We start from the raw sequence: 21,645 nt of genomic DNA, 5'->3' as shown, positions 1-21,645 counted from the left end.
CCCGCTGAAGGAAGCTCCGTTTTATGATATACTGGACATTGATTTTATAGAGGAAGGATTTTACGAATATGGAAAAACAGACAGAACAATGGTCGACAAGACTTGGATTTATTTTATCCTCTGCCGGCGCCGCAGTCGGCTTGGGTGCTATCTGGAAATTCCCTTACATGACCGGGATGAACGGCGGGGGAGCATTTTTCTTTATATTTATCTTATTTACTGTTCTGATTGGCCTTCCGCTGCTTATTGCCGAATTTGTTATTGGCCGCGGCGCTCAGAAGGAAGCTGTCAGCGCTTATCAAAAACTAACGCCGAAACGGAGCATCTTTTCATTTATTGGGCATTGGGGCGTTGCCGGGGCTTTTATTTTAATGTCCTTTTACAGTGTTGTCGGAGGCTGGGTATTGATTTACAGTCTGATGTCTGTCCCTGGTATGGTTATTTCAGATAATAGCGATTATGCTGCTTTATTTGATACCATTACTGGAAGCCCGCTGCTTACGATTGCAGGACTTGCATTCTTCGTATTTTTAAATTCCTTTGTTATCTCTAATGGAATTCAAAATGGTATCGAAAAATATAGTAAAATACTGATGCCTTTATTATTTCTTTTTTTCATTATTATCGTGATTCGTGCATTAACCTTTGAAGGTGCCATGGAAGGCGTACGTTTCTTCCTTCAACCTGACTTTTCCCAGTTAAATGGTGAAAATATTTTATATGCATTGGGACAGGCCTTCTTCTCATTGGCAATCGGAATCTCTGTAATGGTAACCTACAGCTCTTATTTGGCTAAAAATGTCAGCTTAACAAAATCAGCAGCTTCTGTTTCTGTCATGAACATTCTGGTATCCTTACTTGCCGGATTAGCGATTTTTCCAATTGTATTCTCATTCGGTCTTGAACCGACTGAAGGACCTGGATTATTGTTTATCGTTCTTCCGGAAGCATTCTCGCAAATGCCTTTTGGTGAATTATTCTTGAGCTTGTTCTTGTTCTTATTCTTGTTTGCAATTTTAACTTCTTCATTTAGTATGCTGGAGATTATTACCTCTTCGGTGAATGAAAGAGTAAAAGCTTCCCGGAAACAAATCGCCTGGGTTGCCGGAGTGGCCGTATTTATCTTTGGGATACCAGCTGCTTTATCATCCAATGCCCTTGCCGATTTTCATATTTTCGGAAAAACAGCATTCGACGCAAGTGATTTCTTAGTCAGCAACATTATGCTTCCTGTCGGTTGTTTATTCATCGCCTTATTTGTAGGGTTCAAAATGAAGCGCACATTAGTCGAGCAAGAATTTCATGCAGGAAATCCTTTTGGCAACGGGATGTTCCAAGTATGGTACCAGATATTACGATGGATCGCTCCGATTACTATCGTGATTGTTTTCCTTTATTCACTTGGAATATTCCAGCTGTTTTAATAAAGCGAATAAAATCTCTCTGCTTTTGCAGGGAGATTTTTTTTAAAGAATAAAAAGCATATAAAAAAATGCTGAATACAGCCGCTCCAGAATTTGTGTTATTTCTTTATAAAAAAGCAAATAAAACATAGTTATTCTTAGATGGGAGCGAATGTTGTCGACTCCTGCGGGAAAAGCAACAGGTAGACCTGAGCAGGAAGTGGTGTTCTTACCGTGAGGCTGAACGTTGCCCGCGGAAAGCGACTTCCTGGGACTGCGATTACTCGCCCCATCGAATACTGTCGGAGCGGACATCTCCTTGGCAAGAACACCGATGTTTTAAGTGGTGTTCTTGTTTTTTTATTGCATAAACACTTTTTAAATCGGACAATAACGGGAACTATATAGTAATGAACTAATACTATGCTATTTTAAGAAGCCAATTGGAAAGGAGCCATTTGCGTATGGTAAATAAAATTGTTATTGTCGGCGGTGTCGGCGGAGGTGCTACGGTTGCAGCACAGATACGGAGAAACGATCCAGATTCCGAAATTCATATTCTGGAGCGGTCTGGTTATATTTCTTTTGCTAACTGCGGGATGCCTTATTATATCGGAAGAGAAATCACAGACCGAAATCGGGTGATTTATTCTGAAAATGATTTTGCAGAGAAATATCAGCTTTCTATTGAAACCTATGCAGAGGTTACACATATTGAAAGAGAAAAGAAAACCATTTTCTTTGAAAAAAATAATAAGCCTTATGAAATGGACTATGATACATTGATTCTTTCTCCAGGGGCACGGGCTGTTATGCCTGATTTAGATGGCATCACATCCAATACGTTTACATTACGGACCATCGAGGATATGGACCGGATAGAAGCATTTATTTCAGATAAAAAACCAAAAACAGCAGCCATTATCGGCGGCGGATTTATTGGTTTGGAAATGCTTGAGAATCTGCATAGAAGAGGGCTCCAATGCTCGCTTGTCGATCATTCCGAGCATGTCATGTCAAGATTGGATGCCGATATGGCAGGCCATGTAGATGAACATATAAAAGAAAACGGGGTAGATCTTTATCTAAATGATAAGTTAGAAAGCTACTCTAATCATGGCACAACCCTGCAGCTTCAAAGCGGAAAAAGCCTTCAGGCGGATATGATATTAATGGCTATCGGTATTACACCAAATATTGAACTGGCAAAAGATGCTGGTTTGGAATTAGGAGAAACCGGTGCAATTAAAGTTAATAATGTCATGCAGACCAGTGACCCTGCTATTTATGCGCTGGGAGATGCTGTGGAGGAAGTCGATTTTATTACAAAAAAACCAGCACATGTAGCATTGGCATGGCCGGCACATCGTCAAGCATTTGTTGTTGCATCCCATTTAAATGGAGAAAAGATTCAGCGTGACGGTATTTTGGGTTCATCTATTTTCCGTATCTTTGATTTAACGGTTGCTATTACCGGCCAAAATGAAGGTGCTTTAGATGAATTAGGCATTCCCTTTGAAGCAGTCCTGTCCAAAGGATATTCTCATGCCGGATACTATCCGGGTTCGGAAATGCTCTGGATGAAGATTGTATTCGACCCGAAATCAGGACAATTATTAGGGGGCAGTGTTATCGGGCCAAAAGGAGCGGATAAGCGCATGGCTGTATTAGCAACTGCGATTAAAGGCAAACTCACCGTAGATGACTTAACGGACTTGGAGCTTGGCTATAACCCGATTTATTCAGGCTCTAAGGATGCTATTAATATTCTAGGATATAAGGCGAGGGAAAAATGGAAAAAAGCAAATAAATGACACAAGCCGGCTGATAACATCCAGCCGGCTTGTTTTTTAATGATCTTCAAATTGATAAACTAATTCATATCTTGTTTCATCTAATAATTCTGCAACATGCACACGGACGCCGTGACCGAATACAATCTCATCATCCGTCATCGCTACAATCATAGCACGAGTATTATTATGGATATCCAAATAAATATCACCCACAGCAGGCTGTAATGCATCATCATTCTCTGCTAAATAAGAAATCGATTCATCCTGCAGCTGTTTTTCTTCCGGAACAAGGGATTTATCGAAATAAGCAATCTCTTGACTTGCCTCTGCTTTCCCTGGAACCATCACAACATATTCACTATGTTTAACACCATTATCGCGTGTTGTAATTACGTTTCCGTCTTCTACCCGCTCTACCTTCTCTATTTCATTTAATGAATAATGATCTAAAAAGTCCGGAGTAGGCTTCACAATCAAAATATAATCACCCGCTTTTGGTTTTGCATATTGATCAATCGTATATCTTTTACCATAAAAAATAAATGTATCATTATGTTTAGGACGATAAAAATTAATATCTTTTGCGGTTGTTAATACTTGTTTCATATCCTTTAACCGATACATGTGAACAGATTTTTTAAACATTGGTTTGACAGAATATACCTTATGCAATTCATTTTCATAAAATACAAACTGACCTTTTCTTACTTGAAAAAGCTTCATTTAATGACCTCCTTGATTAATCAATTCCAAAATAAGGTACGCTCTTCTTCTCTATATTCCCTTATACTCGTAAAAATGAAACATATAAAAACTTTTCTTTTCAATTTGAGAAGCGATAGATTGTTTTAATTGAGGATCAGGGACTAATATTGCTATACGCAATAAAAGAAGCTTTAGCTAATAGTTACAGGTGCGTTCAGCGCCTTCACACTAGACTTTTTAACCTATCTGGTGATTTTCCAACGTAAGTATAACACGCCAAACAACCGAATGCTACCCAGTTTTTGTATAACTTCAAAATTAATTTCACCAAATCATTTCCCTGATTCAAAGCTTTCTTTTAATAATGATAATTCTTCCCAACGTTCCATCTTTTCTTCTAATTTATCTTCTACCTCTTGCTGTTCTGTAAATAAAGGCTGTACCTTGCCGATATCACTTCCAGCTTCCGCAATTTCCTGTTCAATTTCGGTCAATCGTGATTCGAGCTGAGTAATTTCATCCTCTATTGTTTCCCACTCACGCTGTTCCATGTAAGATAATTTCTTTTTCGTTTTTACAGATGCGGCCGGTTTTGATTCTTTCGGGGCTGCAGCCTTTGTCTGCTTTGGAATCGCGTTTGTTTCCAAGAATTCGCTGTAGTTTCCATAATAAACAGATACCTCCCCTTCCCCTTTGAATACAAAGAGCTTGTCTACAATACGGTCCAGGAAATAACGGTCATGTGAAACAGTAATTACGACGCCTGGAAACGACTCCAGATATTCTTCTAAAACAGCCAGCGTTTGTGTATCTAAATCATTCGTCGGTTCATCTAAAAACAAAACATTTGGTTCGTGCATCAATACTTTGAGTAAATAAAGGCGCCGTTTCTCTCCGCCTGATAACGTACGTATATAAGACCATTGCTGTGCTCTTGGAAATAGAAATTGCTCCAGCAGCTGCTCTGCGGTAATTACTTGACCATCCGCAGTATGCATGACTTCGGCTATTTCTTTAATATACTCGATAATACGTAAATCTCCATCTAAATCTTCATCATCCTGGGTATAATAACCGATTCGCACTGTCTCGCCAATCTTCACCTCTCCCTTATCAGGCAAAATACGCTCTGCCATCATATTGAGCAAGGTTGTTTTACCTGTACCATTAGGACCTATAATACCAATTCTGTCTCCAGGAATAATCTGATGGGAGAAATCATGAATCAGTGTCTGCTGGCCAAAAACCTTTGAGATTTCTGTCAGGTCAATAACGTCATTTCCAAGCCGCTTTGAGCCCGCTTGAATAGCAAGATTTTCTTTCTTCGTATCAAATTTCTTTCCCTTCATTTCCTCTACCCGTTCGACCCGGGCACGCTGCTTCGTCGACCTTGCCTTTGCCCCTCGTTTCAGCCAGGCAAGCTCCCGCTTTAATGTATTGCGATGCTTTTGCTCATCACTTATTTCCTGAGCTTCCCGCTCTGCTTTTTTCTCTAAAAACAGTTCATAATTCCCTTCATAAACATAGAGATTTCCTTTATCCAGTTCAAAAATACGATTGGTTACCCGGTTCAGAAAGTAACGGTCATGCGTCACTAATAAAATCGAGCCGCGATAGCTCTGTAAATATTTCTCCAGCCATTCGACCGTTTCGTGGTCAAGATGGTTGGTAGGCTCATCTAAAATAAGCAAATCAGCAGGCTGAATCAGCGCTTTAGCAATAGCAACCCTTTTCCTTTGTCCGCCAGATAACTCATGAACCTTCTTATCAAAAGCTGTGACACCGAGCTTCGTTAAAATTGTTTTTGCATTGGCGTTAGCCTCCCATGCCTCTGCCTGATCCATCTTTTGCTGCAGCTGTAACAGCTTCTCCTGAAACGACTCGTTCTCCGGTTCCTTCTCCAAATTTAACAGGGCTTGTTCATAAGCACGCATCCGTCTCATTTGCTCTGATTCTCCATAGTAAATCTGCTCAATCACTGTTAAATCCTCATAAAGATCCATTTCCTGTGCAATATATTCAATCTGATAACCCTTTGCATGTTTTATTTCGCCTTGATCCGGATCATCTATTCCTGCAATGACTTTTAAGAAGCTTGACTTCCCTGTTCCATTCACGCCAATCAAACCGATTCGATCCAATTCACCGATGGCCGCATGGATATTTGTAAACAGATTTTTATCTCCATAAGACTTGCTGATATTTTCAATACGTAACATCACGCATCACTTCCTTCATAAAAATATGGATTATGATTTATCAGACTCTTTCTTTTCCCTAATCCACGTCTTAATCATTAGAACGATAAGTAATAATAACCATGAAGTAACCAAGTAGAAAATAAGCTGGCTGGCTTGACTCATCTCTTGGAAAAATGTAAGTAAGCCAATCCACACAATGAGAGTAATCACAAACTGTCCAAGCAGTAATTTCATTTCTAACGCCTCCTTAAAGTTTAGGTTATCTATGTATTCTTGATTTTACTATCTATAAAAAACGCCTAACGTATATTTTATCGCATACGCAGGCATTTTTCTATCTATATTCATTATCTTTTTCGTAAAGGAGCCGTTCATTTATTCATGTTTAATTAAAAATCCTGATCCTTATCGATGTTCAAACACAGCCTCTATTATAATGCCATAAAACGAAACTTCACTCCGTGGGAGTTTTACGTACGGTTCTCCGTGATAAAACAAGTATTTCCACTTATAGATAAAGGTCTTCATGCTTGTTTTTAAATTCTTTACCAATTATTCTTTCTTCATCTGCTCAAACTGCTTCACCATCTGCTCATAGCTTAAAGCGCCAATCGATTTAAATTGAATGATTCCTTCTGCATCAACCATATACGTCACGGGAATCGGCTGAATTCGATACAAATTACTGACTTCGCCTTCTTTATCTAATAAAACAGGAAAGGTCAGCTCAAGTTCTTGGATAAATTGCCCCACTTGCTCCGTGCTCATTTCTTCATCCGTTAAGTTTACAGAAAGAATGACTGGATCATGCTCCTGATAAAACCGCTCCATATCCGGCATTTCCTGCTTGCAAGGTGGACACCAGGTTGCCCAGAAATTAATCATGACCCGCTCACCTTTAAAATCAGACAATTGCAGTGTTTCTCCGTCAAGTGTTTCCAGCGTGAAATCCGGCGCCTTATCCCCAATCTTTGCTCCCTCCTGCACTCCCTCTGCATATGCAGGGTGTATTGTTAGTAAAAAAAGAAGCAAACTAATCATTAACATGTTAATTTTTTTATTTCTCCTCATATAATCACCTCTGTCTTAATTTCTCCGATACTGTCTACGCCATACAAACGTTATCCCGTTTGTTATAATTTACTTAAAAATGAAAGGTTTTGAAGTGTATGACATTACCAAAAGGAACAAAAAACTGTATTACAGATGTCCCGGATGTGCAAGTAGGTCACGTGACGCTGTATGAGCACCTGAATGAAACAGATACGATTTGCACGGGAGTTACAGCTATATTGCCTCATTCCGAAAATATATTCAGAAAAAAAGTCGCCGCTGGAAATGCTGTTATTAATGGCTTTGGGAAAACGACAGGGTTAATGCAGATAGACGAGCTTGGTGTTTTAGAAGCCCCTATTATGCTGACAAATACCCTAAGTGTCGGAGCAGTGATGCAGGGTGCCTTAGCGTATATGCTGGAGGAAACAGAAGAAATCGGTGATACGGCAGGCACAATCAATTTAGTTGTCGGGGAATGCAATGACGGTTACTTGAACAGCATCCGCTTACAAGCTGTCAAACCGGAGCATGCTGTAAATGCTATTCAAAACGCAACATCGGAAAGCAGTCTGGAAGGAGCAGTGGGTGCTGGAACTGGCATGCAGTGTTTAGGATATAAAGGAGGCATTGGCACTTCTTCCAGAATCATCTCTGCCGAAAACAAAAAATATACACTTGGCACACTAGTTGTAAGTAATTTTGGCAGACGTGAACAGGCTTTATTTCCTGTGAATTCTACTGAAAACCCGGATACACCTGACGGATCGATTATGATGATTCTTGCTACAGATGCTCCTTTTTCCGACCGCCAGCTTAAACGGCTTGCCAAGCGTTGTGCAGTTGGACTTGGAAGAACGGGAAGCACGATTGACAATGGGAGCGGCGATATCGCTATTGCCTTTTCTACAGCTGCAAAAATCGCTCATCATTCCAATCAAATAACTGACTCTATGGCAGTGATTCGGGATGATCATCCAATCATGAATCAATTTTTCCAGGCTGTTGCAGAAGTGGTAGAAGAAGCCATTTACCGTTCCTTACAGCAGGCAGAAACCACAGTAGGACGCGGAGGGAGAATGTTGGAAAGAGCTCCGATTTAACGATTTTTATTGTGCTGTATTTCTCTTTCTATGTCGAAAAAAGCCATTATCCAATGGTTCATGGGTAATGGCTTTAATGATTATTTCGATTTATGATAAAAAGATTTTGGAACATCTGAACGGAAAAACATCAGTTTATTTGTTTTCGGATGGTAAAGAGCCAATGCTTTAGCATGCAATCCTAATCGGCCAATCACACGGCGATTTCCGCCGCCGTATTTCTTATCCCCTACTACCGGATGGCCCAGCTCTTGCATATGAACCCGGATTTGATTCTTTCTGCCCGTTTCCAGCTCTACCTCCAGTAAAGAAAAACGTTGATTGGATTGAATAACCCGATAACGTGTCGCTGCCCGCTGACCGTCATTTTTAACCCGGCTGGAGTACATCTTATGTGTCGGACTTTCTTTTAACCAGGAAACAATATAGCCTTTTTCTTTAGTAACCTGTCCTTCCACTAAAACGACATAGGTTCGTTCTTTCACTATATCCTTCCAATTATCCTGAAGTTTGCGTTTTACCTTCTCGCTTTTTGCAAAAACCATCACTCCAGATGTTTCCTTGTCTAAGCGGTGGACGACAAAGATACGATTTGCCGGATCCTCCTGTTTCACATAATCCATCAGCTGATGAAAAGCAGTTTGTCTTCTCTCTTCCTTTGTTGCAATTGAAAGCAGACCTGCTTCTTTATCAATGACAATGATATCTTCATCCTCATAAACGATGGACATGCCAATAAAGATTTCCTGCTTCACCGCTTCTTTATTCTTTAATATTTTAACAACCTGTCCCTTTTCCAGCATGTAATTATGCTGTGTTTGGATGCGATCATCCACAGAAACCTGCCCTCTGGTTAAAATAGACTTTACCGAATTACGGCTGCGGTTTTCTAGAACCTCTCTTAGAAAAGGAAATAGTTCTCCCGATTCCGTAACTTCATAAGTCAAAAATGGCGCAGCTTTTTTCGATCGGGGACGTTTTTTGTTTTTCATGTTAAATCTCCTTTATTCTTACACCGTATAGAATTTCATTTTTCACAAACCTTTTTCAGTATATACACCCTTGCGTATAAAAGCTAGTCCTCATCCTTTACATCAATGTCCTCTGGAATTGGTTCGTCTAAGTAAGCTTGAATGACCTTCCTATACTTCTCGACCTGTTCGAAATATGTTGTAAATTGTTCTTTATTGATTAAATAGTTTTCCCCATCATAAATCGCACGTATCTTCCCTTGTAAAACATAAGTACGCACAATGGATTCATCTATTGATAAATACGCTGCTGTTTCTTTGATTGTTAGATACATTTAAATAAATTGCTTTTGAAGGACGTCATGATACGCTTCATTTTTCTGCATTTGTTTTTTTGCAAACGGGCATAAAGGGATAATATATTTGTCGTTTTCTCGTGCATACAGAACAACTTGCTCCAGCAGCTGTTGAGCAATCCCCTGGCTTCGGAGTTCTTTTGCCACATACGTATGATCAATAACTAAACGGTTCGATCCTGATTGTACAAAAGTAATTTCTGCTTCCGGATCCTTGATATCCTCCCCAACGTAAAATTTTGTTTCTCCTTTATGAATGGTAGCCATGTTAGCCCTCCTAAATATCTACATTTCTTTCATTATACTCTTTCAAGTTTCTGGTCTCAAGACATTATTTTTGTAAGCGTTTTAAATATTAAGAAATTAAACTCTTTTTCTAAAATAGATTGCTGGACGAAACCAGATACTTCTTTCTACAATGAACATGAGGTGATTTTTTGAATACTTATATCCGACAATTATTACCATCCGATAAAAAATTAATGGAAAATATGCAGACAGGAATAGAAGATGATTATATTATACGCATTTTTGAGACTTTATGTACTGGAAACCACGTACTTTTTGGGCTCTTTTATAATAATCAATTAGTGAGTACAGCAGGCTATTCTATTTTCGCATCCGCTTATGCCATGCTAGGCAGATTAAGAAGCGATATTCGTTATCAGGGAAATGGCTATTCCAATCGTTTAACTCAATATGTGCTGAATCAGGCATTCCAAACCAAAGGTGTGGAGTGGGCAGGTGCGAATACACAAGCTCATAACACCCCGGCACAAAAGGTATTGAATAAAATCCATTTGGAAAAGCAGACCGAATTTTATGGTTGCACAGCAAACAAATTGGATGGAATACCTGATACAAAGGGAGCTTGGCGGGAAATAACGGATACAGAAGAAAAACTGAAATTATTAGATACATACCATGTTAAGGAACATACATTTTTCCCGCTTGAATGCTATTACCCTTTTCCAAGCTCGTCTAAGCTTTTTCAAGCAGAACAAATAAAGAGCTGGCGTTTTTTTCAAGAGGGCGGCCTTCCTCCATTAATTGCAAAGAAAGATACTAAAAAAAAGGTGTATCTTCACGCTGTTTATCCATATAAAGATTTATTTCAGCGCAGAGGGTTATGGAATACGATTGCGGAAGCACAGCATGCGTTACAAATACAGCACCCAGATAAGGACGTCCATGTATGGATTGATATTCCGGCTTCTATCATCGATCAGCTGCCTGACGAACATCCATTTGAATTAGATTCCCCGTGGCTGCTGTATGGAATGGACAGAGATGCGTGGGCAAACCTCTAAAAAAGCAGGCGATGTATCTTTTAAATACATCGCCTGCTTTTAGCCTTCATACTTTTTAATATTCATGAAACCTGCTTTCCGCATAGCCGGGAATTGACCAGATATTTTCTCCATTTTCTTTTGCCTCTTCCTGCGCTTCCTCCAGATCTTCTAAATACTTTGTATTCGGCTCATAGACAAAGCCGACCCTTGCATATCCTTCTTCGACTAATAACTGGTTAACATTATCATCATCTGCCCAGATATAGGCAAGCATCCGGTCGTAATCGTCTCTTTCGGGATTCCCTCTTTCTAACTCGACCGTTTCCCCTTCCGGCATCAGTTCTTTGGCAAAATCACTTGCTTCTTCACCAAACGGCTGTACTTCCGTATCAGGCTTCACACTTTCCGGGGTATCAATCAAGAGTAAGCGGACCCGCTCTCTTGTTCCATCTTCCAGATGAACAATCACGGTATCGCCATCGACGACCCGTTCCACAGTAACCAATTCTCTTCCTTCTGCCGGTTCATTGTCTTCTAAAAAATCTAGCAGCTCGCATCCTGTTAAAACAAACAGCGAAGCGAGCAGAATAAATAGCTTTTTCATTTCTTACATCCTTATCATTATCCATATTCTTTTTTCGAATTATTTATTAATAACCACGTTCATGACGGTATAGATTAATCGACGGCGCTTTCCCATCTAAATAGTTTTTTAAATTCGGAATAAAAATATCTTCAATAACACGCTGATTATAAAATTCCGTTGCTCCTGCGGTATGCGGAGTCAAAATCACGTTTTCCATTTCCCAAAGCGGGCTGGATTCTTCCAGCGGTTCCTTTTCAAATACATCGATCCCGGCACCGGCAATTTCATTATTCTCTAACGCCTCAATCAGCGCTTTCTCATCAACGATTGGCCCTCGTCCGATATTGACAAAGAAAGCATCGTTTTTCATCTGTTTAAATTGTTCTGTGCCAATCAGATGATGGGTATCCTCTGTTAACGGCAAAGTAACAACCACATAATCACTATGCGGAAGTACTTTATCTAATTGATGCGGCTGGTACATTTCATCCACATTTTCTGCAGCTTTCCCTGAATGACGGACTCCAAGCACCTTCATTCCAAAGGCTTTTGCTATTTTAGCTGTTTCCTGTCCTATTTTCCCTGTGCCAAGCACTGCCATTGTCTTGTTATGAATTTCTCCGCGGAGTTTTGCGTGATGCCACACCTTCTCCTGCTGCTGTCTGACATAAGTATGAATTAACCGTGTAAATCCTAGAATATACGCAAAAATTGTTTCGGAAATCGGATAGCTGTGCACCCCGTTTGCGCTTGTTAATTGAATGTTCTTTTCCACAATTTTATCTAAGTTTAACGAATCGACCCCTGCACTCCAGGATTGCACCCACTTCAGCTGACTGCTTTCCAGATAGGTGCTTTCTTTATCCTTGCGCCAATTAACAAGAATTTCTGCTTGTTTCAGAATATCATCCGAAAGCTCTTTGCCCGTATGAATTTCCCAATCAGGAGCAGCCTTTTTTATTTCCTCTACATACGCATCCTCCAGATTTAAATGAATTGCCATTATCCTTTTCGCCATGTATCCTCCTATCCGACACCATTCTCCTAACCATCGATGGCACCTGTCTCTATATTCTTATCATTATCTTAGCAATTGCTCAGCCATATCGCAACGACTGCGCATTCTTTGTATTTTTCGAGAACAAGTAATACAATTGTGAACGGAGTCTATATCTATTTAAAAACATTGATAAAACGGAATCACAGCAATGGATTTCGAAAGGAGAAACAATAATGAATGCTATTCAATTACCTGAAGCAGTCCAAGAGCTGCTTAAAAATAATAAAAAAGAAGTAACAGATCGCGAGGAATTGATCCGTTCCGGCGGATACCTCCCGCCAAGTGATGATTTATTGATTGATGCCATTGTCGCATTAAGTATGGGTAAAAATATTTTATTAAAAGGACCGACCGGCGCTGGGAAAACAAAATTTGCGGAAACACTCTCCTCTCTTTTTCAGCGTCCGATGTACAGTGTAAACTGTTCCGTTGATCTGGATGCAGAAAGCTTGATGGGGTTCAAAACGCTTGCTTATGAAGAAGAAAAACAGACGATTGAATTTGTTCCGGGACCAGTTACCAATGCAATGAAGCAGGGAACATTTCTTTATATTGATGAAATAAATATGGCTAAGCCGGAAACCTTGCCGTTGATTAATGGTGTTTTAGATTATCGCCGAACGATTACGAACCCTTTCACCAATGAGATTGTGACTGCTGCAGACGGGTTTGGTGTTATTGCGGCGATCAACGAAGGCTATATTGGAACGGTTCCTTTAAACGAAGCATTAAAAAACCGTTTTATTGTCATTGATGTACCTTATATCCAAGGAGCACAGCTGCAGCAATTAATTACCGAATCAACCAAACTGACAGATAAACAGCTGATTGGGCGTTTTGTGACATTATCCAATGATTTAATTACAGCGGTAAGTCAAGGGAAATTGTCAGAGGATGCTGCTTCCATTCGCGCTCTGCTGGATGCTTGCGACCTCTCGACCTACCTTCCGCCTAAACGTGCTATTTTACGCAGTATTGTGGATAAGCTCGAGGAAGAACGTGAGAAAGCTTTTGTGGAGAATTTGGCAGACACGTTATTTTAATTAAAAAGGAAGTCCAAAAGGAGTAACTTTGATATGTACCGATTTCACCAAACAAAGGTTGACACCCATTTGTTTATGCAATTGCAGGATTTAACGACGGTTTTGGCGAAGAATGAACAATTACAATTCGAGTCCAGCTTTGGTTCCTTTATTGATGTAACAGAAAACAAAGTAACCGCCGGCCGTTTTTGGGATCGTCTCCCGGCAGAAATGCAGGAGGCCGGCGCGAAATCAGATGTCATCCTGCGCACATTAGGCACTCTGCATCAGACCGATGTAAAAAGCCTGCAGCAATTCAAAAAGGATTTGGAGGATTCCCTTCTTCCCAAATTTGCAATCCAGCTGATGACGTTATTAGAAGACATTCGTTTAGAGGACGCAATCCGGAAAGAACGTCCGGGCACGAAGCGAAACTTTTCTTACAGGCGAGCGTATTTCCATCACTATTTCACGACCCAGCTGCAGTCCAATGTCACACGCAGCTACGCAACCGATGAAATATTTTGTATGATTTATTTATTGCTGTTTGCCAATCAGCCAGACCCAAGCTTTCCTCGTGTGGAGAAAGCACAGCTGGATATGCTCGACAGTTTAAAAAGCCATCTGTACAGTGTTTTTGAGACAAAGCATACACGCGATAATGTGGCGTTAACCGAACAAATCGTTCGAAAGATGCAGCAGGCAGGTTATACAGATTCGATTCATGAATACTTCATTCTCCCAATCGGACACGTTGAAACATATGAAAAAAATACGCTGTTTGATGAATTAACACGTACCGATCCGTTAGTGAATGACGATCAGCAGGAAGAAACCAATGAAGAAAATGAATACTTTGATGAAACCTTCTCCACCTGGCATCGTGAAAATAAAAATGATGACCGTAAGCAAAACTTTCTGCAATTTGAGTTGGAGCAAGGCACAAAAACCTCGATGCTTGGCGGCGGTGCCCGTGAAACAGAAGACGGCGATCAGGCGATGGCTGCGATTCAAGGGACTTCCGGTCAGAGCAAGCAAAATGATTATTCCGATAAGGAAACGCTAAGTAAAGAAGAAAATACATCTGAAAACAGTGGCGAATCAAGCTTTGGGAAGGAAAATGAACATGCGCAGATGTTTACAGAGTATGCAGAAGCACCTACAGAGGACGAAGAATTACAATACCGGCAGTTAGTAGAGGAAATCGACCCTTTTAAAAGAAAACTTGCCAAAACCATTCAATTAACGCTGGAGCATAAACAGAATGCACCGCGAACAGATTTATTGTTTGGGCGGCTCTCTAAAAAACTGCTTCCTATCTTTTTAGAGGATTCTCCGCGTGTATTTTATAAAAAAGAACAGGAATCAAAGGAATTCGATGCGGTATTTACCTTGTTGATTGATTGCTCTGCCTCGATGGAGAACAAGATGGAAGAAACAAAACGCGGTGTGGCCCTGTTTCATGAAGTGTTAAAAGAGCTGCGCATTCCGCATGAAATCATCGGTTTCTGGGAGGATGCCAATAAAGCCAGTGACAGCTACCAGCCGAATTATCTGCAATATATCCAGACTGTAGAGGATTCCTTGTATAAAGAGCAGGGAGCCAAAATTATGCAGCTGGAAGCACAGGAGGATAATCGGGACGGTTTCAGCATTCGTCATGTTACCAAGAAATTAATTCCCCGCAGCGAGAAAAATAAATTTCTGCTGATATTTTCTGACGGACAGCCGGCAGCTTCCGGCTATGACCAGAATGGCATTGTGGATACGTATCAGGCTGTAGCCAATGCCCGCAAGCATCAGATTGATGTAGTAGGAATGTTTCTCGCAAACGGGCAGATTGAAGAAAATGACGATACAATGATGCAAAATATTTACGGAAAAGAACGCATTATGGTTCCAGATGTGAGCGCCCTGCCAGAGCATTTTACTCCTCTGCTCAAGCGCTTATTACTGAAAGCAATTTGATAAAACGAAACTTCACTCAGTGGGAGTTTTTCGACGCACAAATGTTTCCGATGGGGCGAGTAATCGCAAAAGCACTTCGATGGGACGAGTAACCGCAGTCCCAGTCCCAGGATGTGCTAGTGCAGACGTTGCGACAAATGTTTTCGGTGGGGCGAGTAATCGCAACCCCAGGACGTCGCGAACTTAGTCTGCTTCCTTAATTCTCCCACTGAGTGTTAGCTGAGTGATTCAGGGAGTTCGCGTCCGTTATCTCCCGCCTAAATAAATTTATTTTTACGCTTTATTTTGAGGCGGGAGTTTTACGGACGGTTCTCCGTGATAAAGTGTTTTTCCCCCATACAAAAGGCGAGCATTTTTCGGAAATGCTCGCCTTTTATGATTAAATACAAATATATATTATTTTTCTGAAATTTATTTTCAAACCAAGATAACCTGAAGACTTTATTGAACTTCCATATGCAAATCGCCTGTTTTTGCCCAGCCTTTCATTTGCAGTGCCTTGTAAGTCATTACAGAAATAATTGCCGGCGTAATCACACCAACTACAATGTACATGACTAAAACGCCCGCACCTTGATTGGCTAAAATATTTAATGGCGCAATAAACGAGTTTAGTCCTAAACCGGCTAACTCATAGGGTACTTCAAAATCAAATATTAAAATAGCAATTGGTGCACAGATAATCGATGATGCAAACGGTCCGATAACTAAGCGCGGATTCTTCACAATATTTGGCACCTGCACTTTCGGTGTTAAGAAGAACTGCGCAATATTCGCTCCTAAATTGTTTTGTTTGATTGACATGGCAGTGAACCCTACAAATTGAGCTGTGCAACCGATCAAAGCTGCTGCACTTGATACGGGATCAAGCTGTAATGCAATGGCTATAGCCGCGGAAGATGCCGGCGACATCAAAAAGATACTCCAAATTAATGAAATAACAATGGCTGATACAAACGGAGACCCTACAGTAGAACTCGCAATGATTGCACTGATTTTCTCAAGCAGCGGGGTTGTCACGGCCGCTAAACCAACACCGGCAACTCCCCCTACAAAAATAGAACAAAACGGAATTGCCATCATATCTAGCGATGTTTTCCCTGTTACACGCTTTCCGACCCATGTAGCAATCACAGCGGCTAGTACCGCACTGATCGGCTGTCCTGTAATGAGTGTCCAGCTTCCGTCGGCCGTCATCGATAAGGCATTCGCACCAACCGTACTGGAAGCCATCGCTCCAAAAATAACTAAAGTATTTCCCCCAAGCTGATAAGCTATTCCAGCACCAATCGCCGGTGCCAGCATCAGCTGAGCTGCATTACCAATCAATAGAAAACCTTCCCACCCTGTAAATGTTCCGATTGTTTCAATCAATAATCCGATACCAAGCGTCACTAAGACGGCATTCGCCAATCCCTGTGATGCTTTGTACATTCGATCAATGATGTATTTCTTTGTTGACTCTTTCACTTTTCGTACCTCCTAATAATTCACTTAATTTCCTTTTCTTTAAATTAGTGGGAAATGTTATTCAATTCTAAACAGAAAGTGCTATTTATCATAAACCCATTTCTTTTTCGCGTCAATAATTATTTTTTTCTGAATGTTTATCTTTTCGATGAAAATGAACGTTTTTGGTTGTTTCCGACTGTATTTAATGATATTCTATCATTAAGAGGTGAAAGTAATGCTGACAGATGAACGCCATCAATTTATTTTACATCGTCTAAATGAAAGCGGTGTAGTTAAGTCTGTAGATTTAATCGAGAGCCTTAACTGCTCTGAGTCCACTATACGTAGGGATCTTGCTCATCTAGAAGGCAAAGGACTCCTGCTCCGCATCCACGGTGGAGCAAAATTGAACGCTACATTTGGAGCGGAATTGACCTACCAGGAGAAAACAGTCAAAAACAGTCAACAAAAGAAAAATATAGGAAGGCATGCTGCCTCCCTTTTAGAAGAGAATGATGTGATTTATTTAGATGCAGGGACGACAACACTGGAGATGATACCGCATCTTGCTAATTTGTCGATTACCGTTGTTACAAACGGTATTGCCCATGCTTCGATGCTTGCGGACAGGCAAATTGAAGCCTATCTCGTAGGCGGTAAATTAAAGCATTCCACAAAAGCAATGGTGGGCGCGCCAAGTCAACATTCTTTAATGAATTATCAATTCACTAAAGCCTTTCTCGGCGTAGACAGCATTGATATGACATATGGCTGTACCACGCCGGATCCGGAGGAAGCAACAATGAAACAGCTTGCTATTGAAAGAGCTTCAGACACATATTTTCTTGCAGATGACAGCAAATGGAACAAAGTCAGCTTCGCAAAAATATGTAATTTCTCGGATGTAACGTTTATTACGGATAAAATATCAACGATTCACCAACCCTATTTAAATCACACAACTATTTTGGAGGTAGATTAGATGATCTATACAATCACTTTAAATCCATCGATTGACTATATTGTTCCGGTCGACAAATTGGATTTAGGCGGGTTGAGTTATATGAAGGATGACTATAAGCTCCCCGGCGGAAAAGGTATCAATGTGTCACGAATTTTAAAGGCACTCAGGACAGACTCTGTTGCTCTTGGTTTTGTCGGCGGCTTTACCGGCAAATTTATTGAAGATGCTCTGGACGAATTAGATGTTCGGACAAACTTTGTCAATATCCAGGAAGATACCCGCATCAATATTAAGCTGAAAGCTGATCAGGAAACCGAAATAAATGGACGCGGTCCTGCTTTATCAGATGAAGAAGTAGCAAGGTTCCTGAAACAGTTAGAAGAGGTGAAGGATGGAGATACGGTAATTTTATCCGGAAGCAAGCCCCCTTCCCTTCCAGACAATTTCTATGAGCAGTTAATCCAAAGAGCAACCAATCAAGGCGCTGCGTTTGCGATTGATACAACAGGCGCTGCGCTTGAAGCATCGTTGAGCTATCAGCCGTTATTGGTTAAACCGAACATTCATGAGCTGGAAGCATTATTTGATGTGAAGCTGCAAACAGATGAAGAAGTCATCACTTACGGGAAAAAGCTCTTAGAAAAAGGAGCAAAACACGTGATTATTTCCATGGGCGGAGATGGTGCATTACTTATCACGAAACAGGAAAACTATAAAGCAAAAGCGCCAAAAGGAAAGCTGATTAACTCCGTAGGCGCCGGCGACTCCATGGTAGCAGGATTTATCAGCTCCTTCTTAAAATCGGGAGATCCGGCCGAATCATTTAAAACAGCAGTTGCTTCTGGCAGCGCTACTGCTTTTTCAGAAGACCTGGCTACTGCAGAAGCCATTGAAAAGCTGCGTTCCCAAGTCCAAGTAGAAACCATTTAATTTTTAGATAGAAAGGATGAAAAACATGCAGGTAACTGATTTATTAAAAAAAGACGTCATGATTTTAAACCTTCAAGGCACATCGAAAGAAGCTGTCATTGATGAAATGATTTCAAGTCTTTATAAAAATGGCATTATAACAGAACAAGCATCATTTAAAGAAGCTATCCTGGCTCGCGAAGACCAATCCTCCACCGGCCTCGGTGACGGAATCGCCATGCCGCATGCGAAAACAGCGGCAGTAACCCAACCTACTGTCTTATTCGCTAAAAGTGAGGCAGGAATCGATTATGATTCCTTAGATGGACAGCCTGCCCACCTCTTCTTTATGATTGCTGTTCCGGATGATGGAAGTGATACACACTTACAAACCATCGCAGCGCTATCCCGTCTTTTGATGGAACCGGATTTCACAGGTAAATTAAAAGAAGCAAGCACTCCGGATGAAGTACAAGCGCTTTTCGCAGAAGCAACCAAAGAAGAGGACGCTCCGGAAGAGGAAGCAGCTGAAGAAACAAACGAAGAGATGAACGTCACCGATCTATTGAAAAAAGACGTCATGCTTCTTGACCTTCAAGCTTCATCCAAAGAAGCAGCAATAGATGAAATGATTGCAAACCTTTATAAGCATAATGTCTTAACAGAGCAGGAATCATTTAAAGAAGCTATATTGGCTCGCGAAGAACAGTCCTCTACCGGATTAGGTGACGGGATTGCGATGCCGCATGCAAAAACAAAAGCAGTAACCGAACCTACTGTCCTATTTGCCAAAAGTAAAAATGGAGTAGATTATAATTCCTTAGATGGACAGCCTGCGCACCTTTTCTTTATGATTGCTGTCCCTGAAGGCGGAAATGACACGCACTTACAAACACTGGCTGCTCTTTCCAAACTGTTAATGGAACCTGTCTTTGTAGCAAAGCTGAAGGAAGCATCTACACCTGATGAAGTGCAGCAGCTGTTCCTTGATGCAACACAAGAGGATGCTGCGGAGGAAAAAGCAGAGGCGCCCGAATCAGGCAGTTCAGCCAGCAGTGATGAAAAACCTTTCGTCGTAGCAGTAACGGCTTGTCCTACTGGTATTGCCCATACCTATATGGCAGAGGATGCTCTCAAGAAAAAAGCAAAAGAAATGAATGTAGACATCAAAGTAGAAACAAACGGTTCAGATGGTACGAAAAACCATTTAACAAACGAAGACATCGAGCGTGCTTCCGGCGTTATCATTGCTGCCAGCAAAAAAGTAGAAATGGCACGTTTTGATGGCAAACACGTTGTTGAGCGACCGGTTGTAGACGGCATTAAAAAAGCAGAAGAACTAATTACCAAAGCATCTACACAGGATGCGCCCGTTTATCGTGACTCCGGTGAAAAATCGGATGACGATGGAGAGTACGAAAAGCAATCCGCTTGGGGGAAAATCTATAAAGATTTAATGAACGGAATTTCCCACATGCTTCCATTTGTTATTGGCGGCGGAATTTTAATGGCTATTTCCTTCCTGTTTGAAAGTTTCTTAGGAAGTGAATCAGAATTCTTCTTATTCTTTAACAGTGTTGGAGATACAGCATTTAATTTCTTAATTCCAATTCTTGCTGGTTATATCGCCATGAGTATTGGCGACAGACCTGGTTTAATGCCTGGTATTGTAGCTGGTATGATGGCAGTACAGAGTGATGCCGGTTTTATCGGCGGTCTTATTGGCGGTTTTGTAGCTGGTTACTTGGTCGTATTAATCAAACACTTATTAAAAGACCTGCCACAGTCTTTAGCAAGCCTTAAACCCATTTTATTATATCCTGTGCTCGGATTACTTGCCACAGGAACAGCAATGTACTTTGCAATCGGACCAGTTTTTTCTAAACTAAATAGCTTCATCCTAAGCTTCCTTGAAGGAATGGGTACAGGAAATATCGTTATACTCGGCATCCTTCTTGGCGGTATGATGGCTATCGATATGGGCGGACCATTTAATAAAGCTGCTTACACTTTCTCTATCGGAATCTTTAATGATACAGGAGACGGCGCATTTATGGCAGCCGCTATGATTGGCGGTATGGTGCCGCCATTGGCTATCGCCCTTGCAACAACCTTCTTTAAAAATAAATTTACTTCAGATGAGCGTAAATCTGGAACAGCCAATTATATAATGGGACTCTCCTTTGTTACAGAGGGTGCTATTCCATTCGCAGCTGCTGATCCATTACGTGTAATTACCTCATCTGTTATCGGTGCTGCAATTGCCGGAGGGCTGACACAATTCTTCCATAGTACCATTCCAGCACCACATGGCGGTATTTTCGTTGTTTTCTTAGGTAATGCATGGTGGTTCTTCTTACTATCATTACTTATTGGTACAGTTATCTCAGCGTTAATACTTGGTATATGGAAAAAACCAGTTTCCAAATAAGAAAGAATCAATACCTGGATTTTCAAGGGGCGAGTTCGACAAATGTTGAACTCGCCTCTTTTTCTAATACATAAAAAAGCTCTGGCACAATTGCGATGCCAGAGCTCTTCATTATATCGAAACTATTTTCTCTTATAATTTTTATGATTTACTACGGTTTTAATCGGCTCTCCAGTAGATGGATGATTTCCGATACGGACAATAACCGAATTCTCGCGGATAATAAGCACTTCTGCTTTCTTACCCTTATATTCTCCTCGAACAATACTGATGGTTTCACCGACTTCTGCAATATCCTCCTGCTTCACCGGTTCTTGTTCTAAATTTTCTTCTTCCATGTTATAACCTCCCTGTATCAATAGCGAACTAGTAT

Annotated in this window: 20 protein-coding genes and 1 pseudogene; 10 read left to right on the top strand and 11 right to left on the bottom strand. The window is 40.8% G+C overall.

The features are described from left to right. Window positions 1-68 precede the first annotated feature (68 nt). On the top strand, window positions 69-1,424 hold the full coding sequence (locus MKY65_RS08850; RefSeq protein WP_339184083.1) for a sodium-dependent transporter: 1,356 nt from the start codon (window positions 69-71) through the stop codon (window positions 1,422-1,424). A gap of 443 nt (window positions 1,425-1,867) precedes the next feature. Beyond that, a complete protein-coding gene (locus MKY65_RS08845; protein WP_339184082.1) occupies window positions 1,868-3,217 on the top strand; it encodes a CoA-disulfide reductase in 1,350 nt (449 codons plus the stop codon). A gap of 36 nt (window positions 3,218-3,253) precedes the next feature. Here MKY65_RS08845 and MKY65_RS08840 read toward each other — a convergent pair whose 3' ends face one another. The 4 genes from MKY65_RS08840 to MKY65_RS08825 form a co-directional block, all read right to left on the bottom strand. Beyond that, complete coding sequence (locus MKY65_RS08840) at window positions 3,254-3,922, bottom strand: hypothetical protein (protein ID WP_042533379.1); 669 nt, start codon at window positions 3,920-3,922, stop codon at window positions 3,254-3,256. Window positions 3,923-4,236: 314 nt separating this feature from the next. After that, the gene (locus MKY65_RS08835) at window positions 4,237-6,123 is read right to left on the bottom strand and encodes an ABC-F family ATP-binding cassette domain-containing protein (RefSeq protein WP_339184080.1); all 1,887 of its coding nucleotides are present in this window, start codon (window positions 6,121-6,123) and stop codon (window positions 4,237-4,239) included. A gap of 30 nt (window positions 6,124-6,153) precedes the next feature. Next, on the bottom strand, window positions 6,154-6,339 hold the full coding sequence (locus tag MKY65_RS08830) for a hypothetical protein (RefSeq protein WP_339184079.1): 186 nt from the start codon (window positions 6,337-6,339) through the stop codon (window positions 6,154-6,156). 318 nt (window positions 6,340-6,657) lie between these two features. Further along, window positions 6,658-7,176 (bottom strand): redoxin domain-containing protein, encoded by a 519-nt coding sequence (locus tag MKY65_RS08825; protein ID WP_339184078.1) that lies wholly within the window; start codon window positions 7,174-7,176, stop codon window positions 6,658-6,660. 98 nt (window positions 7,177-7,274) lie between these two features. On the opposite strand from MKY65_RS08825, the gene MKY65_RS08820 reads away from it, so the two are divergent. Beyond that, window positions 7,275-8,261, top strand: coding sequence for a P1 family peptidase (locus MKY65_RS08820; RefSeq protein ID WP_339184076.1), 987 nt, complete (start codon window positions 7,275-7,277; stop codon window positions 8,259-8,261). An 80-nt stretch (window positions 8,262-8,341) separates the two neighbouring features. Here MKY65_RS08820 and MKY65_RS08815 read toward each other — a convergent pair whose 3' ends face one another. The 3 genes from MKY65_RS08815 to MKY65_RS08805 form a co-directional block, all read right to left on the bottom strand. Next, the gene (locus MKY65_RS08815; protein WP_339184075.1) at window positions 8,342-9,253 is read right to left on the bottom strand and encodes an RluA family pseudouridine synthase; all 912 of its coding nucleotides are present in this window, start codon (window positions 9,251-9,253) and stop codon (window positions 8,342-8,344) included. An 83-nt stretch (window positions 9,254-9,336) separates the two neighbouring features. Continuing rightward, a complete protein-coding gene (locus MKY65_RS08810) occupies window positions 9,337-9,567 on the bottom strand; it encodes an excisionase family DNA-binding protein (protein WP_042533367.1) in 231 nt (76 codons plus the stop codon). Next, the gene (locus MKY65_RS08805; RefSeq protein WP_042533365.1) at window positions 9,568-9,855 is read right to left on the bottom strand and encodes a GNAT family N-acetyltransferase; all 288 of its coding nucleotides are present in this window, start codon (window positions 9,853-9,855) and stop codon (window positions 9,568-9,570) included. 170 nt (window positions 9,856-10,025) lie between these two features. On the opposite strand from MKY65_RS08805, the gene MKY65_RS08800 reads away from it, so the two are divergent. Next, window positions 10,026-10,898, top strand: coding sequence for a GNAT family N-acetyltransferase (locus tag MKY65_RS08800; protein WP_339184073.1), 873 nt, complete (start codon window positions 10,026-10,028; stop codon window positions 10,896-10,898). A 55-nt stretch (window positions 10,899-10,953) separates the two neighbouring features. On the opposite strand, the gene MKY65_RS08795 is transcribed toward MKY65_RS08800, so the two are convergent. Continuing rightward, window positions 10,954-11,484, bottom strand: coding sequence for a thermonuclease family protein (locus MKY65_RS08795; RefSeq protein ID WP_339184071.1), 531 nt, complete (start codon window positions 11,482-11,484; stop codon window positions 10,954-10,956). Window positions 11,485-11,530: 46 nt separating this feature from the next. After that, window positions 11,531-12,484: a D-2-hydroxyacid dehydrogenase gene (locus MKY65_RS08790; protein ID WP_339184070.1), complete on the bottom strand. Its 954-nt coding sequence runs from the start codon at window positions 12,482-12,484 to the stop codon at window positions 11,531-11,533. A 215-nt stretch (window positions 12,485-12,699) separates the two neighbouring features. On the opposite strand from MKY65_RS08790, the gene MKY65_RS08785 reads away from it, so the two are divergent. Further along, a complete protein-coding gene (locus MKY65_RS08785) occupies window positions 12,700-13,569 on the top strand; it encodes a MoxR family ATPase (RefSeq protein ID WP_339184069.1) in 870 nt (289 codons plus the stop codon). A 33-nt stretch (window positions 13,570-13,602) separates the two neighbouring features. Continuing rightward, window positions 13,603-15,516 carry a VWA domain-containing protein gene (locus MKY65_RS08780; protein ID WP_339184067.1) on the top strand — a complete coding sequence of 638 codons (1,914 nt, stop codon included), beginning with the start codon at window positions 13,603-13,605 and terminating at the stop codon, window positions 15,514-15,516. Between the two features lie 441 nt (window positions 15,517-15,957). Here the strand turns inward: MKY65_RS08780 and MKY65_RS08775 are convergent, their stop codons facing one another. Next, window positions 15,958-16,986: a PTS sugar transporter subunit IIC gene (locus tag MKY65_RS08775; RefSeq protein ID WP_339184065.1), complete on the bottom strand. Its 1,029-nt coding sequence runs from the start codon at window positions 16,984-16,986 to the stop codon at window positions 15,958-15,960. 217 nt (window positions 16,987-17,203) lie between these two features. Here MKY65_RS08775 and MKY65_RS08770 point away from each other — a divergent pair, with 217 nt between their 5' ends. The 4 genes and pseudogenes from MKY65_RS08770 to MKY65_RS08755 all read left to right on the top strand — a co-directional run bounded on the left by MKY65_RS08770 (window position 17,204) and on the right by MKY65_RS08755 (window position 21,272). After that, a complete protein-coding gene (locus MKY65_RS08770) occupies window positions 17,204-17,950 on the top strand; it encodes a DeoR/GlpR family DNA-binding transcription regulator (protein ID WP_339184064.1) in 747 nt (248 codons plus the stop codon). Further along, window positions 17,951-18,862 (top strand): 1-phosphofructokinase, encoded by a 912-nt coding sequence (gene pfkB, locus MKY65_RS08765; RefSeq protein ID WP_339184062.1) that lies wholly within the window; start codon window positions 17,951-17,953, stop codon window positions 18,860-18,862. Window positions 18,863-18,878: 16 nt separating this feature from the next. Continuing rightward, window positions 18,879-19,319: pseudogene (locus MKY65_RS08760) on the top strand (fructose PTS transporter subunit IIA); the annotation flags it as partial. 69 nt (window positions 19,320-19,388) lie between these two features. Further along, window positions 19,389-21,272 carry a fructose-specific PTS transporter subunit EIIC gene (locus MKY65_RS08755; protein ID WP_339185172.1) on the top strand — a complete coding sequence of 628 codons (1,884 nt, stop codon included), beginning with the start codon at window positions 19,389-19,391 and terminating at the stop codon, window positions 21,270-21,272. 122 nt (window positions 21,273-21,394) lie between these two features. Here MKY65_RS08755 and MKY65_RS08750 read toward each other — a convergent pair whose 3' ends face one another. Beyond that, complete coding sequence (locus MKY65_RS08750) at window positions 21,395-21,610, bottom strand: DUF2187 family protein (RefSeq protein WP_042533352.1); 216 nt, start codon at window positions 21,608-21,610, stop codon at window positions 21,395-21,397. Window positions 21,611-21,645 lie beyond the last annotated feature (35 nt).

The sequence above is a fragment of the Oceanobacillus sp. FSL W7-1293 genome, from assembly GCF_037969815.1.
Taxonomy (GTDB): domain Bacteria; phylum Bacillota; class Bacilli; order Bacillales; family Amphibacillaceae; genus Oceanobacillus; species Oceanobacillus oncorhynchi.
This window is presented reverse-complemented; position numbering and strand designations above follow the sequence as displayed.

Bases quoted from the DNA above. Each gene is read 5' to 3' on its own strand.
- MKY65_RS08850 (WP_339184083.1), top strand. From the start codon at position 69: ATGGAAAAACAGACAGAACAATGGTCGACAAGACTTGGATTTATTTTA.
- MKY65_RS08845 (WP_339184082.1), top strand. From the start codon at position 1,868: ATGGTAAATAAAATTGTTATTGTCGGCGGTGTCGGCGGAGGTGCTACG.
- MKY65_RS08840 (WP_042533379.1), bottom strand. From the start codon at position 3,922: ATGAAGCTTTTTCAAGTAAGAAAAGGTCAGTTTGTATTTTATGAAAAT.
- MKY65_RS08835 (WP_339184080.1), bottom strand. From the start codon at position 6,123: ATGTTACGTATTGAAAATATCAGCAAGTCTTATGGAGATAAAAATCTG.
- MKY65_RS08830 (WP_339184079.1), bottom strand. From the start codon at position 6,339: ATGAAATTACTGCTTGGACAGTTTGTGATTACTCTCATTGTGTGGATT.
- MKY65_RS08825 (WP_339184078.1), bottom strand. From the start codon at position 7,176: ATGAGGAGAAATAAAAAAATTAACATGTTAATGATTAGTTTGCTTCTT.
- MKY65_RS08820 (WP_339184076.1), top strand. From the start codon at position 7,275: ATGACATTACCAAAAGGAACAAAAAACTGTATTACAGATGTCCCGGAT.
- MKY65_RS08815 (WP_339184075.1), bottom strand. From the start codon at position 9,253: ATGAAAAACAAAAAACGTCCCCGATCGAAAAAAGCTGCGCCATTTTTG.
- MKY65_RS08810 (WP_042533367.1), bottom strand. From the start codon at position 9,567: ATGTATCTAACAATCAAAGAAACAGCAGCGTATTTATCAATAGATGAA.
- MKY65_RS08805 (WP_042533365.1), bottom strand. From the start codon at position 9,855: ATGGCTACCATTCATAAAGGAGAAACAAAATTTTACGTTGGGGAGGAT.
- MKY65_RS08795 (WP_339184071.1), bottom strand. From the start codon at position 11,484: ATGAAAAAGCTATTTATTCTGCTCGCTTCGCTGTTTGTTTTAACAGGA.
- MKY65_RS08790 (WP_339184070.1), bottom strand. From the start codon at position 12,484: ATGGCGAAAAGGATAATGGCAATTCATTTAAATCTGGAGGATGCGTAT.
- MKY65_RS08785 (WP_339184069.1), top strand. From the start codon at position 12,700: ATGAATGCTATTCAATTACCTGAAGCAGTCCAAGAGCTGCTTAAAAAT.
- MKY65_RS08780 (WP_339184067.1), top strand. From the start codon at position 13,603: ATGTACCGATTTCACCAAACAAAGGTTGACACCCATTTGTTTATGCAA.
- MKY65_RS08770 (WP_339184064.1), top strand. From the start codon at position 17,204: ATGCTGACAGATGAACGCCATCAATTTATTTTACATCGTCTAAATGAA.
- pfkB (WP_339184062.1), top strand. From the start codon at position 17,951: ATGATCTATACAATCACTTTAAATCCATCGATTGACTATATTGTTCCG.
- MKY65_RS08755 (WP_339185172.1), top strand. From the start codon at position 19,389: ATGAACGTCACCGATCTATTGAAAAAAGACGTCATGCTTCTTGACCTT.
- MKY65_RS08750 (WP_042533352.1), bottom strand. From the start codon at position 21,610: ATGGAAGAAGAAAATTTAGAACAAGAACCGGTGAAGCAGGAGGATATT.